The organism is Ruegeria sp. BE1 (genome assembly GCF_056538885.1).
Window position 1 is genome coordinate 338,971 of the sequence record NZ_JBQFTY010000004.1, and the last position, 13,189, is coordinate 352,159.

Below are 13,189 nucleotides of genomic sequence, written 5' to 3' on the forward strand. Positions count from 1 at the left end.
TTGTTCCTCAGTGCAGGTTGGGTTGGGCGCCCTGCCCTTTTTCGTCGATCATGTGGCCGGTCATGAACCGGTCCAGCCGATAGGCGGTCGCGGTTTCATGCGGACGGTCGGTTTTCAGAAGATGGGCAAAGCAATAGCCGGACGCGGGCGTGGCCTTGAACCCGCCATAGCACCAGCCGCCATTAAAAAAGAGCCCATCGATATGCGTCTTGTCGATAAAGGGCGAGCCGTCCATGGACATATCCATGATCCCGCCCCAGCTGCGCAGCAGGCGCGCACGACCCAGCGCCGGGATCAGCGACATGCCGCTTTCGATCACATCCTCGACCACCGGCAGATTCCCGCGTTGGGCATAGGTGTTGTACATGTCGATGTCACCGCCAAAGACCAGACCACCCTTGTCGGACTGGCTGCAATAGAAGTGACCCGCACCATAGGTGATGACGCCCGGAATAAACGGCTTGAGCCCCTCGGACACAAACGCCTGCAACACATGGCTTTCGATGGGCAGGCGCATCCCGGCCTTCTCCATCACGCGGCTGGAGCTGCCCGCAACCGCGACGCCGACCTTCTTGGCGCCGATGAACCCACGACTTGTATCCACACCCAAGATCTTGCCGTTTTCAATGCGGAACCCGGTGACTTCACAGTTCTGAATGATGTCTACGCCGCGCATATCCGCACCGCGCGCATAGCCCCATGCCACCGCATCGTGACGCACAGTACCGCCCCGGCGATGCAACAGACCGCCCTTGATCGGGAACCGCGCATCGTCAAAGTTCAGGAAGGGATACATCGCGCGCACACCGTCGGTATCCAGCAGCTCGGCATCCGATCCGTTCAGGATCATCGCATTGCCCCGCCGCCGCGCCGCATCGCGCTGTGCATCGGTGTGAACCAGATTCAGAATACCGCGCTGGCTGACCATCGCGTTGTAATTGAAGTCCTGTTCAAGGTTTTCCCACAGCTTCAGCGAGAACTCATAAAACGGCTCATTCCCGTCCAGCAGATAGTTCGAACGGATGATCGTCGTGTTCCGCCCCACATTGCCGCCGCCGATCCAGCCCTTTTCCAGAACCGCAATCCGCGCCCCGCCAAATTCCTTGGCCAGATAATAAGCCGTGGCCAGACCATGCCCGCCGCCACCGACGATGACATAGTCATACGCATCTGCTGGCGCAGGGTCGCGCCATTGAGGGCCCCAGCCCTTGTGGCCGGTTACGGCCTCTTTGAAAAGTCGCAGCGCCGAGTATCGCATGAAGGCTCCTATTCGTTGCAGTCTTTAATCTGCGTCACGACGGGCCAAGTTTTCACTAGCGGTTTCGGACACAAAGACTCTCAGAACCGACAAAATAGGCCCGCCCACCTGTCGCAACTGCGATCAAACAGCAAGCCGGGTGGCCTCTCATCACTATAAATAAGTTTTACTTATCTTTTTATGTCTCTTGGTCATTTTTGTTTACGAAATAAAGAATCACCGCTAGAACCCGGGAAAGCGCGACAGAGGAGTAGCGAGAAATGTTTGACGCCAGCACGACACACAAAGTGGTCTTGGGAGTGATCGGCGCAGATTGCCACGCCGTTGGAAACAAGATCCTGGACAGCCTTTTGACCCGGGCCGGAATTCAGGTCGTCAACTTGGGCGTTATGGTCAGCCAAGAGGAATTCGTGACCGCCGCTCTGGCAGAAAACGCCGACGCGATCCTGGTCTCATCGATCTACGGGCATGGCGAAATTGATTGCCAGGGCCTGCGCGACCGCTGCGAGGCTGCGGGCATCGGCAACATCCTTCTCTACGTCGGCGGTAACCTTGTGATCGGAAAGCAGGATTTCGCCACCGTCGTCACCCGCTTCAAGGACATGGGTTATGACCGCGTCTTTCCGGCGTCGGTGAATATCGATCAAGTTGTGGCACTGCTGAAAGATGATATCGACATGCGCCGCCTTCCGAATATCGGCCACAACTCGGGTGCCTTCGCACCAGAGTTCGCCGACTGGGCCGCAATCTAGCAAAGGCAGATGGTGACATGACCGGCACGCCAGAAATCACGAACTCCAAGCTGCCCGATTCCGTTTTCGACGCCGAGCGTGAGGGCGTTCTGCAATCCTGGCACACCGGTGCCGATGTGGATTTTGAAGCAGGTCTGGCCCGCCAACAGGCGCTGCCCGTGGAAAAGCGGTTTTCGGCGGCCTTGGCGGATGCGGATGAAAATGGCAAGACGCTGCTGCAACCCCGCGCGGGCGTCGCGCTGTTGCGGGAACACACCGCGCTGATGGAGGGGCTGGCCCCGTTCTGCGACGTGCTGCCCACAACAATTGACGCCTATACCCGCCACAACCGCTATGACGAGGCGCAGAATGGCATCGACCGGTCTCGCGCGGCGGGCACCTCGCTGCTGAACGGATTCCCGGCGGTCAACCATGGTGTGGAAGGCTGCACGCGACTGGTCGAGGCTGTGTCGAAACCCATTCAGGTGCGTCACGGCACGCCCGATGCGCGCCTGCTGGCGGAAGTCACGCTCAGCTCGGGCTTTTCGTCTTACGAGGGCGGCGGGATTTCCTATAACATCCCCTATGCAAAGAACATTCCGCTGGAGCAGTCGATCCGCCACTGGCAGTACTGCGACCGTCTGGTGGGCCGCTTCGAAGAACAGGGCATCCGTATCAACCGCGAGCCTTTTGGCCCTCTGACCGGGACGCTGGTGCCGCCTTTTGTCTCGCATGTGGTGGCCATCATCGAGGGTCTGCTGGCGCTGGAACAGGGCGTGCGCTGTATCACACTGGGCTATGGTCAGGCGGGCAATCTGGTGCAGGACGTCGCCGCGCTGCGGTCACTGCGGCGGCTGGGGCACCACTATTTCCAGAACGCGGGCTATGACGATTACCAACTGACCACCGTGTTCCACCAGTGGATGGGCGGCTTCCCCGAGGATGAGGCCAAGGCAACCGCTGTCATCTGTCTGGGCGCACTGGCCGCGAAACAGGCGCGCGCCACCAAGATCATCGTCAAAACCCCGCATGAGGCCAGCGGCATTCCCTCGCTTGAGGCGAACCAGGCCGGGCTTAAAGCGACCCGCCAGATGGTCAACATGATCGCGGACCAGAACCGCAATGACGGCAACGAGATCCTGACCGAGGTCGAGGTGATCGAGGCCGAGGTTCACGCCGTCATGCGCGCCGTCCTGAAACTGGGCAAAGGCGATATCGCGCGCGGTGCCGTACTGGCCTTTGAATCCGGCGTCATGGACATCCCCTTTGCGCCAGCCATCGGCAACGCGGGCAAACTGACGCCGGTGCGCGACAACCACGGCGCGCTGCGGATTTTTGAAACCGGAAATGTACCGCTGCCCAAGGATGTCATGGCCTTCCACCGGGACCGCATCGCGGAACGCGCAAGGTCCGAGGGGCGTGAGGTGTCGTTTGACATGGTGGTCGATGACGTCCGCGCCATCTCGGCCAGTAAACTCATCGGTCGGCCCTCAGTTGCCGCTTAACGCACAGAGAGTGTCATGAAGATCAAAAACGTTGTTTTCGCGCCGGGGCTGGCCTCGTACTATTTCGACGATCAGGCGGCGATCAAACAGGGGGCCAAGCAGGACGGGTTTGTCTATTGCGGTCAGGCCCTGACCGACGGCTTCGCCCGCGTCCGGCAATATGGTGAGAGTGTCTCGATCCTGCTGGAACTGGAAAACGGCCAGATCGCCGAGGGCGATTGCGCTGCCGTTCAGTACTCCGGTGCCGCCGGGCGGGATCCGCTGTTTCTGGCCTCATCCGTCATTCCGTTCCTGCAGGAACATCTGGCCCCTGAATTGATCGGGCATGACGTACGCAGCTTCCGCGAAAGTGCCGAATTCTTCGATACGCTGATCGTAGATGGCCAACCCCTGCACACCGCCGTGCGCTATGGCTTGTCGCAGGCTTTGTTGTCGGCAGCGTCGATTGCCAAAGGCAAAATGAAGTTCGAGGTCATCTGCGACGAATGGGGGCTGGAGGCCATCGCTTCCCCTCTGCGCCTGTTCGGGCAAAGCGGTGACAACCGCTATGAGGCCGTGGACAAGATGGTGTTGAAACAGGTCGACGCCCTGCCCCACGGCCTGATCAACAACATCCCGCAGAAGCTGGGTGAAAATGGTGGCAAGCTGGCCGAATATGTCACATGGCTGTCGCGCCGCATTCAGGATCTGCGCACCGATGACAGCTATCACCCGGTGCTGCATATCGACGTCTACGGCACGGTCGGCATGATTTTTGACAATGACGCGGTAAAGATCGCCAACTATCTGGCGTCGCTGGAACAACGCGCGGCCCCGTTTGATCTGTATATCGAAGGGCCTGCCGATGCTGGTTCGAAAGAGGGTCAGATCACCCTGCTGCGCGACATTCGTGCCTCGCTGCAGGCGCTTGGCAGCAACGTCAAAATCGTGGCCGACGAATGGTGCAACACCTATCAAGACGTGGTCGATTTCGTCGACGCCGATTGCTGTGACATGGTTCAGATCAAGACCCCCGATCTGGGATCGCTGCACAATACGGTCGATGCGGTTCTCTACTGCAAAGCCAATGGTGTCGCCGCGTATCAGGGCGGCACCTGTAATGAGACCGACATCTCGGCCCGCGCCTGCCTGCACGCGGCCATGGCCACCCGCCCCGACCGCGTGCTGGTCAAACCCGGCATGGGCTTTGACGAAGGCATGACCATCGTTGCCAACGAAATGCACCGCACCCTTGCGCTTTTGAACACACGAGCTGCCGCATGACCGATACCCCTCTGAAACCTTACGACGGCCTGCTGGTCGTATCTCTGGAACAGGCCGTCGCTGCCCCCCTCGCGTCGTGCCACTTTGCCCAGGGCGGCGCGCGCGTCATCAAGATCGAGCGTGATACCGGCGATTTCGCCCGCAAATACGATGGTGCGGTCAAAGGCTCAGCGTCCTATTTCGTCTGGGCCAATCACGGCAAGGAAAGCCTGTGTCTGGACATCAAAAACCCCGACGATGCCGTCCTGCTGCACCGCATTCTGGACAAGGCGGATGTGTTCATCCAGAACCTCGCCCCCGGGGCCATCGCCCGCGCCGGGTTTGGCGAGGACGTCCTGCGCAAACGCAACCCGCGGCTGATTACCTGCGATATCAGCGGATATGGTGAGGATGGGCGCTATAGCGACATGAAAGCCTATGACTTTCTGGTGCAATGCGAAAGCGGGCTGGTGTCCGTGAACGGTGCGCCCGGACATCCCGGTCGGATTGGCGTTTCGGTCTGCGATATCGGCGCCAGCATGAACGCAATCATCGGCATCCAAAAGGCGCTGATCGCGCGCAGCATCAGCGGTAAGGGCAGCGCGGTTAAACTGTCCCTGTTCGACACCGCCGCTGACTGGATGACGGTGCCGTTGATGCATACGGTTTATGCGGGTAAAGCGCCGCAGCCGGTTGGCCTGCACCATCCCTCCATCGCGCCTTATGGCGGGTTTACCACGAAGGATGATGAGATTCTGGCAATCTCGATCCAGAACGAACGCGAATGGAAGCGCCTCTGCGCCGATGTGATCGGGCAACCCGAACTGGCCACCGATCCACGGTTCTGCGACGCGGCCCAACGGGTCGCCAACCGTGCCGAACTGGATGCCATCGTCGCCGGGTTTTTTGCCGGTCACGGCCGGGCCGAACTGGAGGGCAAACTGTTTGCGGCGGCCATCGCCTACGGGGCCGTGAACTCGGTCGGCACCTTTGCCGAACACCCGCAGCTGCGCCGCACGCCGGTCACGCTGGAAAACGGGGACGAAGCGCATCTGGTCGCCGCCCCCGTGCGCCACAGCTTTGATCCCGAAACGCCGCGTTTTGGCAGGGTGCCTGCACTTGGGGAACACACCGATACCATCCGGTCCGAGTTCGCCCAGACGGCCGCCGCATGATCCGATCCTACCTGTTCACCCCCGCGCACCGGCCCGAACTGGTGGCCCGCGCGCATGAACGGGGGGCGGATGCGATCCTGCTGGATCTGGAAGACAGCGTGCCGCGCGACCACAAACAGGCCGCGCGCGACGGGCTGGCCGACGCCGTTGCTGCGCTAAAACAGCATGGCATGTCGGTTGCAATCCGGGTGAATGCTGATCTGGGCGAGTGCGTTCGCGATCTTGAAGCTGCAATCCTGCCCGGCGTTGATGCGATCATGCTGCCCAAGGTCATCGGAGGGGATCACCTGCGTCTGGTGGACGACTACCTGTCGATGCTGGAACGTCAGGCCAAACTGCCCGACGGCCAGATCAAACTGATCGCGCTGATCGAAACGGCCCAAGCCCTGCAAAACGCAGCAGACATCGCCAACTCAACCCCCCGCCTGACCGCATTGGCTTTCGGGACCGAGGATTTCTCGACCGATTGCGGCCATGCGCCTTCAGTCGAAGCGCTGCAAGCCCCAGCTCAGACACTTATTCTGGCGGCCAAAAGCGCCGGTCTGCGCGCCATTGGCCTGCCCGGCAGCATCGCTGAGATCAAGGATATGGATGCCTTTGGCACCTGCGTCACCCTGGGTCGCGCCATCGGGTTTGACGCCGTGATGTGTATCCATCCCCGGCAGGTCGAGGTGGTGAATGCTGCCTTTACCCCCAGCGCCACTGAGATCGACCATGCGACCCGAGTGGTTCAGGCGTTTGATGCGGCTGTGGCACAGGGCCTTGGTGCGGTGATGCTGGACGGCAAGATGATCGACCCGCCCATCGTCGCGCGGGCGCAGGTTATGTTGCAATCCCTGCGTCCTTGAAGAACTCCGCCATGAAGGCAGGGCCTTTCTGATCCACAAAATCCCGAAACGCCCGCGCCGCCGGGCGCAGGGGTTTGTCGCGCATGTGCAGAACGAACCAGTCGCGGAATTCGGGCATGCCTTCGACGCTCAGGATTTTCAGCTTACCGGCCATCGCCTCAAGCGCAATCGTGTGGGCCGAGATAAAGGCCAGCCCCATATTCGCCATCACCGCCTGTTTGATATTGGCATTGCTGTCCATTTCCTGCGCCTTGGGCTGTGGCAGGTCGGAATCGGAAAAGAAGAACTCGTGGACCATCCGCGTGCCTGACCCGCGCTCGCGCACAATGAACTGGTGATGCGGCAGGTCCGAGCGGCGGATTCGGCTGGAACGTACCAGCGGATGATCCGGGTGCCCGATCAGAACATAAGGGTGCTTGGCAAACTGATGCGCCGTCGTCTCTAACCGGCGCGGAGGCCGCCCCATCAGCGCAAGATCGATCTGGTCGGTATCCAGCATCTCGATCACCTCGCGGCGGTTTGCGATCTTGAACTGCAGGTCGCATTCGGGGTGTTCCTGCTGAAATTGTGCCAGCAGATGGGGCCCGAAATTGCGCGCCGTCGTCACCATCGCTACCCGCACCCGGTGATCCAGCTTGCCCTGCATGATCTGGACGACATCCACTGCCTCGGCCAGCGTTTCGGTCATTCGTTCGGCATAGGGCACCAGCGCCGTGGCAACCTCGGTCGGGATCACGGACCGCCCCGATTTCTCGAACAAGGGCGCGCCGAATTCCTCGCTCAGTCGGCTCATCTGCATCGAGACCGCAGGCGGGGTCAGCGATAGTCGTTCCGCAGCGCGCACAAAGCTGCGCGTTTCGATAGCCACCAGAAAAATCTGCAACTGGCGCAGGGTGATCTTATCTGAGGATGGCGGCATTGCGGCTCCTGTGACCTAGAATGAGGGTTTGCGGGTAAAGAAATCCTCTCCCTTGTCGTCAATAATCACAAATGCCGGGAAATCCACGACTTTTACGCGGAAAACGGCCTCCATGCCGAATTCGGGGAAATCCAGCGTTTCGATGCTTTTGATGACATCCTTACCCAGAACCGCCGCCGCCCCACCGACCGAGCCCAGAAAGAACCCGCCATGGTCCTTGCAGCTTTGCACCACGGATGACGCCCGGTTGCCCTTGGCGATCATCACGCGCGACGCCCCCAGGGCCTGCAATTCGGGCACATAAGGGTCCATCCGCGCGGCGGTGGTCGGCCCGAACGAGCCCGAGGCATAACCGTCGGGTGTTTTGGCCGGACCTGCATAATAGACCGGGTGATTGTAGATGTAATCGGGAAGGTCTTTGCCCTCGGCGATCATCCGGGCCAGTTCTGCATGCACCAAGTCACGCGCCACGATCATGGTGCCGGACATCAAAACCGGGCTGGACACGGACAGCTTGGACAGTTCCGCACAGATACCGTCCATCGGTTGGTCCAGATCGATCCGGGTCGCGGATTTCGCCGCAACATCCTGCGAGGGCAGGAATTGCGCCGGGTCATGCTCCAACTGTTCGACCCAGATGCCATCCCGGTCGATCCGCCCTTTGATCTGACGATCTGCCGAGCAGCTGACACCCATGCCAACCGGCAGACTGCCGCCGTGGCGCGGTAGGCGGATCACCCGAACGTCGTGGCAGAAATACTTGCCGCCAAACTGAGCACCCAGCGACATGTTCCGCGTCAGCTCCAGTATCTGCGCCTCAAGCTCCAGATCGCGGAACGCGCGCCCATCCGGGCTGCCAGATGTGGGCAGATCGTCCAATTCCTTGGCCGAAGCTTTCTTGACCGTTTTCAAACACTGCTCGGCCGACAATCCGCCAACTACGATCGCCAGATGGTAGGGCGGGCAAGCGGTGGTGCCCAGCGTGCGTATCTTTTCGTCGAAAAAGGCCAGAATGCGCTCGGGCTCCAACAGACGCCGGGTTTCCTGGTACAGGAACGTCTTGTTCGCCGACCCGCCGCCCTTGGCCATGAACAGAAAATCCAGCGCATCGCCGCTGCGTGCCTCGATGTCGATCTGTGCGGGCAGGTTGGTGCCGGTGTTCTGTTCCCGGTACATGCTCAGCGGGGCCATCTGGGAAAACCGCAGGTTCCGCGTCTCCCACGTGTCCTTGACCCCTTGCTCGACGGCGTCGTGCAAATCGCCCCCCACCAGCACATTCTGGCCCTTTGCGCCGTGAATGATGGCTGTACCTGTGTCCTGACAACTTGGAAATTCCCGTTCCGCCGAAATCACCGCGTTTTTCAACAGTTCCAACGCCACATAATGATCATTGGCCGAGGCATCGCTATCGTCCAGAATGCCGCGCAACTGCGCCAGATGGCTGGGCCGCAGCAGATGCGAGACATCCGCAAACGCGGTCGCGGTCAGGGCGCTGACCGCCTCGGGCGAGACGCGCAGGAAGGTTTCATCGCCAAATCGGACCGTTTCCAGCCCGTCATTGCCGAGATAGCGATAGCACGTCGTGCCGAGTGTTTTCGTTGTCTGGGTCATGGCGCGGACCCTAGTGATTCACTACCTATAATTCAATTCTTTTTATTTTTTAGTATCTTTAAGTAATACAATATTACCTTACTTAAGTTTTGGGCCTAGCCGTTCAACAGCAGTCTCGTCTGTTCGGCCTCGGCGCAGACCCATTCGGCAAATGCTGAGGCATCGGGCGACAGCTGTGTCCCCGCACCATGCACTAAGTGATACTCTTCTATTCCCCGCAGGCTGAACTCTGGCAGGCAGCGAGCCAAACCATACACATCCGTCAGGTGATCGCTGGCCGGAGGACGCGCCAAGGCAATACCACCCTTGGCCGAGGCCAAGGCCAGCGCGGACAGGGTGGTGTCGACATAGGTGATCTTCGTGTTTGCAGGCGGCACATCCCCGCCAAAAATCTGCACCCAGTTCATTCTGTGATCCGACACTTCGATCAGCGGAAAGGCCATCAGATCCCCCAAATCCCCGATCTCTGCGGCAATCTGCGGGTGCGCCACCGGGTACAGCCATTCCCCAAACAACGGGCGCGCCTCGGTGCCCGGCGGGGGCGGGCCAAAGGCAATCCACAGTGCCGCGTTGCGCGGCGGGAGTTCGGGACGCCCAACCATCGACGTCAGTTCAAGCCGCACATCCGGATGACGTTCAAGAAATTGGGGCAAACGAGGGGTCAACCAGCCCACCGACAGCGTCTTGGACACTGCCACCGTCAACGGCGGCCCCACCGGCGCCGCGATTGCGGCGGCGGCGCTTTCCACCCGGCCCAGCGACTCACCCACCACCGCCAACAGCGTGCGCCCGGCTTCGGTCAGCGACACACCCGCCGCCGCCCGGTTGAACAGAGGCTGACCCAGATGCGCCTCAAGCGCACGGATCTGCTGGCTGACGGCCGGGGGCGACATCGCCAAACGCTCGGCCGCGCGGGCAAAGCTGCCGGCACGGGCGGCGGCCTCAAAAACGCGCAACCAATTGAGGGAGGGAATACGACGGGACATGAGCCAAGGATAAGCTCAGCTTAACCTCGGGGGCAACAGAGATATCTTTTTAAGCGCCGCCACCGGTGTAGCCTGTTTCAAGCAGTGGGAGGATTTCATGCTGGATGCAGACAACAACCATGTAGACGCCTATCGCCAGAACGGCTTTGTCGCCGGTCTGCCCGTGTTCTCGCAACAGCAAGTCGCGGCGCTGCGCCAACAGATCGAACGCCTTGAGGCCCAGCACAGCGCAGGCGCAGGCGGGCATGATCTGGGTCAGTTCTTTCGCGTGAACGGCCATGTGGTCATCCCGTTGCTGGCCGAGGCTGCGCGCACTCCGGCAATCCTGAACGCGGTTGAGGCGGTTCTGGGGCCGAACCTTTTGGCCTGGTCGGTTGAGCTGTTCATCAAGGAACCCGGCAGCACCAAGACCGTCTCGTGGCATCAGGACATCACCTATTGGGGCATGGGCGAAACCGATGACGAGGTCACCGCCTGGGTCGCGCTTTCGGATGTCTCCGAACAGGCGGGCTGCATGCGGTTCATTCCCGGCAGTCATAAGGGCGGCATCGCCGATCACGAAGATACGTTTGATGAGAACAACCTTTTATCGCGCGGTCAGAGGATCGCCGGGATCGATGAAGACAAGGCCGTGCCCGGCCCGCTGAAACCGGGTGAGATGTCACTGCATCACGGGCGCTGCTTCCATGCCTCAGGGCCCAACCAAAGCGCAGACCGGCGTATTGGGCTGGCGATCCGCTATGTCACGCCCGAGGTGCGTGATCACGCCCCGGGCAAAGACTGGGCCATGCCCGTGCGCGGCGAAATCCCTGCCGGTGGCTGGGATTGTATCGCCGGACCACGGTCCCTGTTCCATTCGGCGGATCTGGCGCTTTATAATCGGATATTGGAAGGTCAGGCCGCCACGCTGGCGGCGGGGGCCGATCAGGATGTGGGCTTGTACAGCGTTGGAGACCGGAAATGAGCGAAACAGTCAGCTTCACTGCAATGAAAGACGGCACCAAAGAAGAATACGAGCTGCTGGAACGTCTTGAAAAACCCTTTCTGGCGCTAACCGCAAATCGTGTCCTGGACGAGCTGCGCCGCGCCGGCGAGGTCACCTTGGAAGGCTACCGGATCAGCCGCTTGCAACACGGGCTACAATCTGGCACCCGCGCCCTGCGCGACGGGGTGGATATCGACTGGGTGGTGGGTGCATTGCTGCATGATATCGGCGACGGACTGGCCCCACAAAACCACGACCGCATGTCTGCCGAGGTCATCCGACCCTTCGTGCGGTGGGAAGTGTCCTGGACGGTGGAACATCACGGCATCTTCCAAACGCTTTACTACGGGCACCATTACGGGTGGGACCGCAACGCGCGCGACCGGTATCGCGATCACCCCCTGTTCGACACCTGCGCCATCTTCTGCGAAGCCTGGGATCAGTCCAGCTTTGACCCCGATTACCCGATGGAGCCGATGGACACCTTCGAGCCCATGGTGCGCGAGGTGTTTTCGCGCAAAGCCTATGACCCCGCGGTGATCCGCGAAGGCGAGGTGACCGGCCTGCCCGCCCAACTCGCGGCAGGGTAATAGCTAGGCTCGGGCGCCGCTGACAAACCATCCCGGCGCGGGTGTTTATCAGACGCGCAGCCTGTATGATACCGACACGTCCGATCTGTATGAGAGAACCGTGTCCGAGATTGATACATTAAACCACTGGCTGATTTCCGATGGCCGGTTGCTGGGCGATGAAATCGCGATCGTTCAGGGCTATTGCGAGGGGTTGGTGAAGCTTGGCGTGCCGCTGGCACGGGCGCGGATTGCGCAGAATTACGCGAACCCTTTGCTCAGCGCCTGGGGCATCATCTGGACCCCGGACGAAACCCGCCGCTACACGGTCCCCACAACCGTCCTGTCGACCAGTTCCTGGCATGGCAGCCCTTTTGAACACGTGGTCACCCAACGCCGCCCGCTGCGCAAACGCCTGTCCGGCCTGAACCTTGAGGATGAACACCCGGTCTATGCAGAACTGGCCGAGGCAGGCGCCACCGACTTTCTGGCCATCCCTCTGGAACATGGCAACGGGTCCGTTCAAGGCACCAGCTTTACCTCAAATGCCGAGGCCGGGTTTTCCGACGCGCATATCCGCTATATCGAAGACTCGCGCCACGCGCTGGCCGCCGCGTTAGAGCCCATCGCCATGCGCCAATCACAACAAAGCCTGCTACAGACTTACCTTGGCCATGGCCCTGCAGAAGAAATCGGGCAAGGTCACATCAAACGCGGCGAGTCCAAGACCGTCTCAGCCGCGATCCTGTTTGCCGACCTCAGGGGTTTCACTGCCAAAGCGCAGATGTGGCCGGAACAGCAATTGCTTGAGATGATGGGCGATTACTTTGAGATGGTCGTCGCCCCTATTCAAGAGGCAGGGGGCGATGTGCTCAAGTTCATGGGCGACGGTATTCTGGCCGTCTTCGATCTGGGAAAGGACACCGCCCCCGCCTGCACAGCTGCCGTTCGGGCGGCAGAACAGGCGTTGTCCAATCTGGCCGAGTATAACAAAAATGCCACGCGCAATGGGCGCGAGGAAATCGAGTTCGTGATCGGACTGGATGCAGGGCCGGTGACCTTTGGCAATATCGGCAGCCCGGACCGGCTGGATTTCACGGTGGTTGGTCAGGCCGTCAACGTGGCTAGCCGCGTACAGGAACTGTGCAAGCGGCTGGGTGAAACGCTTCTGGTCACGGATCGCGTCGCACGTCATATGCGCGGCACCGTTCAATCCGTTGGGCATTACGCTATCCGTGGCGTGACCGGGGACATCGACGTTTTTAAACCTACCCGGGCGGACGACTGACATCTTCGCAGCACCATGTCCCTCCGGCCGATCATCTGACGGTACACACAATACACAGACCAAGTTTCTTGT

General features: G+C 60.6%; 12 protein-coding genes. 8 read left to right on the plus strand and 4 right to left on the minus strand.

All coding sequences use genetic code 11. The features are described 5' to 3' along the window. Nucleotides 1-7 precede the first annotated feature (7 nt). A complete protein-coding gene (locus ACR0J5_RS14435) occupies nucleotides 8-1,258 on the minus strand; it encodes a sarcosine oxidase subunit beta family protein (RefSeq protein WP_480654491.1) in 1,251 nt (416 codons plus the stop codon). A gap of 260 nt (nucleotides 1,259-1,518) precedes the next feature. Here ACR0J5_RS14435 and glmS point away from each other — a divergent pair, with 260 nt between their 5' ends. The 5 genes from glmS to ACR0J5_RS14460 are packed head-to-tail and all read left to right on the plus strand — an operon-like array spanning nucleotide 1,519 to nucleotide 6,759. Next, on the plus strand, nucleotides 1,519-2,010 hold the full coding sequence (gene glmS / locus ACR0J5_RS14440) for a methylaspartate mutase subunit S (protein ID WP_480654493.1): 492 nt from the start codon (nucleotides 1,519-1,521) through the stop codon (nucleotides 2,008-2,010). 17 nt (nucleotides 2,011-2,027) lie between these two features. Further along, nucleotides 2,028-3,494: a methylaspartate mutase subunit E gene (locus ACR0J5_RS14445; protein WP_480654494.1), complete on the plus strand. Its 1,467-nt coding sequence runs from the start codon at nucleotides 2,028-2,030 to the stop codon at nucleotides 3,492-3,494. A gap of 15 nt (nucleotides 3,495-3,509) precedes the next feature. Then, complete coding sequence (locus ACR0J5_RS14450) at nucleotides 3,510-4,757, plus strand: methylaspartate ammonia-lyase (RefSeq protein ID WP_480654495.1); 1,248 nt, start codon at nucleotides 3,510-3,512, stop codon at nucleotides 4,755-4,757. Continuing rightward, complete coding sequence (locus ACR0J5_RS14455) at nucleotides 4,754-5,911, plus strand: CaiB/BaiF CoA transferase family protein (RefSeq protein WP_480654497.1); 1,158 nt, start codon at nucleotides 4,754-4,756, stop codon at nucleotides 5,909-5,911. Before ACR0J5_RS14450 ends, ACR0J5_RS14455 begins: the two co-directional genes overlap by 4 nt. Further along, on the plus strand, nucleotides 5,908-6,759 hold the full coding sequence (locus ACR0J5_RS14460) for an HpcH/HpaI aldolase/citrate lyase family protein (RefSeq protein ID WP_480654499.1): 852 nt from the start codon (nucleotides 5,908-5,910) through the stop codon (nucleotides 6,757-6,759). The genes ACR0J5_RS14455 and ACR0J5_RS14460 overlap by 4 nt, the downstream gene beginning before the upstream one ends. Here ACR0J5_RS14460 and ACR0J5_RS14465 read toward each other — a convergent pair. The 3 genes from ACR0J5_RS14465 to ACR0J5_RS14475 form a co-directional block, all read right to left on the minus strand. Further along, the gene (locus ACR0J5_RS14465) at nucleotides 6,734-7,678 is read right to left on the minus strand and encodes a LysR family transcriptional regulator (RefSeq protein ID WP_480654501.1); all 945 of its coding nucleotides are present in this window, start codon (nucleotides 7,676-7,678) and stop codon (nucleotides 6,734-6,736) included. The two genes, ACR0J5_RS14460 and ACR0J5_RS14465, sit on opposite strands and share 26 nt — an antisense overlap. A 15-nt stretch (nucleotides 7,679-7,693) precedes the next feature. Beyond that, nucleotides 7,694-9,289: a FumA C-terminus/TtdB family hydratase beta subunit gene (locus ACR0J5_RS14470; RefSeq protein ID WP_480654503.1), complete on the minus strand. Its 1,596-nt coding sequence runs from the start codon at nucleotides 9,287-9,289 to the stop codon at nucleotides 7,694-7,696. Nucleotides 9,290-9,384: 95 nt separating this feature from the next. Then, nucleotides 9,385-10,275: a LysR family transcriptional regulator gene (locus ACR0J5_RS14475; RefSeq protein ID WP_480654505.1), complete on the minus strand. Its 891-nt coding sequence runs from the start codon at nucleotides 10,273-10,275 to the stop codon at nucleotides 9,385-9,387. A gap of 97 nt (nucleotides 10,276-10,372) precedes the next feature. Here ACR0J5_RS14475 and ACR0J5_RS14480 point away from each other — a divergent pair, with 97 nt between their 5' ends. The 3 genes from ACR0J5_RS14480 (at nucleotide 10,373) to ACR0J5_RS14490 (ending at nucleotide 13,117) form a co-directional block, all read left to right on the plus strand. Beyond that, complete coding sequence (locus tag ACR0J5_RS14480; protein WP_480654507.1) at nucleotides 10,373-11,239, plus strand: phytanoyl-CoA dioxygenase family protein; 867 nt, start codon at nucleotides 10,373-10,375, stop codon at nucleotides 11,237-11,239. Next, the gene (locus tag ACR0J5_RS14485; RefSeq protein WP_480654509.1) at nucleotides 11,236-11,850 is read left to right on the plus strand and encodes an HD domain-containing protein; all 615 of its coding nucleotides are present in this window, start codon (nucleotides 11,236-11,238) and stop codon (nucleotides 11,848-11,850) included. Before ACR0J5_RS14480 ends, ACR0J5_RS14485 begins: the two co-directional genes overlap by 4 nt. Before the next feature lie 100 nt (nucleotides 11,851-11,950). Further along, complete coding sequence (locus ACR0J5_RS14490) at nucleotides 11,951-13,117, plus strand: adenylate/guanylate cyclase domain-containing protein (protein WP_480654511.1); 1,167 nt, start codon at nucleotides 11,951-11,953, stop codon at nucleotides 13,115-13,117. Nucleotides 13,118-13,189 lie beyond the last annotated feature (72 nt).

Coding starts and splice junctions, on each gene's coding strand:
- ACR0J5_RS14435 (WP_480654491.1), bottom strand. CDS start 1,258: ATGCGATACTCGGCGCTGCGACTTTTCAAAGAGGCCGTAACCGGCCAC.
- glmS (WP_480654493.1), top strand. CDS start 1,519: ATGTTTGACGCCAGCACGACACACAAAGTGGTCTTGGGAGTGATCGGC.
- ACR0J5_RS14445 (WP_480654494.1), top strand. CDS start 2,028: ATGACCGGCACGCCAGAAATCACGAACTCCAAGCTGCCCGATTCCGTT.
- ACR0J5_RS14450 (WP_480654495.1), top strand. CDS start 3,510: ATGAAGATCAAAAACGTTGTTTTCGCGCCGGGGCTGGCCTCGTACTAT.
- ACR0J5_RS14455 (WP_480654497.1), top strand. CDS start 4,754: ATGACCGATACCCCTCTGAAACCTTACGACGGCCTGCTGGTCGTATCT.
- ACR0J5_RS14460 (WP_480654499.1), top strand. CDS start 5,908: ATGATCCGATCCTACCTGTTCACCCCCGCGCACCGGCCCGAACTGGTG.
- ACR0J5_RS14465 (WP_480654501.1), bottom strand. CDS start 7,678: ATGCCGCCATCCTCAGATAAGATCACCCTGCGCCAGTTGCAGATTTTT.
- ACR0J5_RS14470 (WP_480654503.1), bottom strand. CDS start 9,289: ATGACCCAGACAACGAAAACACTCGGCACGACGTGCTATCGCTATCTC.
- ACR0J5_RS14475 (WP_480654505.1), bottom strand. CDS start 10,275: ATGTCCCGTCGTATTCCCTCCCTCAATTGGTTGCGCGTTTTTGAGGCC.
- ACR0J5_RS14480 (WP_480654507.1), top strand. CDS start 10,373: ATGCTGGATGCAGACAACAACCATGTAGACGCCTATCGCCAGAACGGC.
- ACR0J5_RS14485 (WP_480654509.1), top strand. CDS start 11,236: ATGAGCGAAACAGTCAGCTTCACTGCAATGAAAGACGGCACCAAAGAA.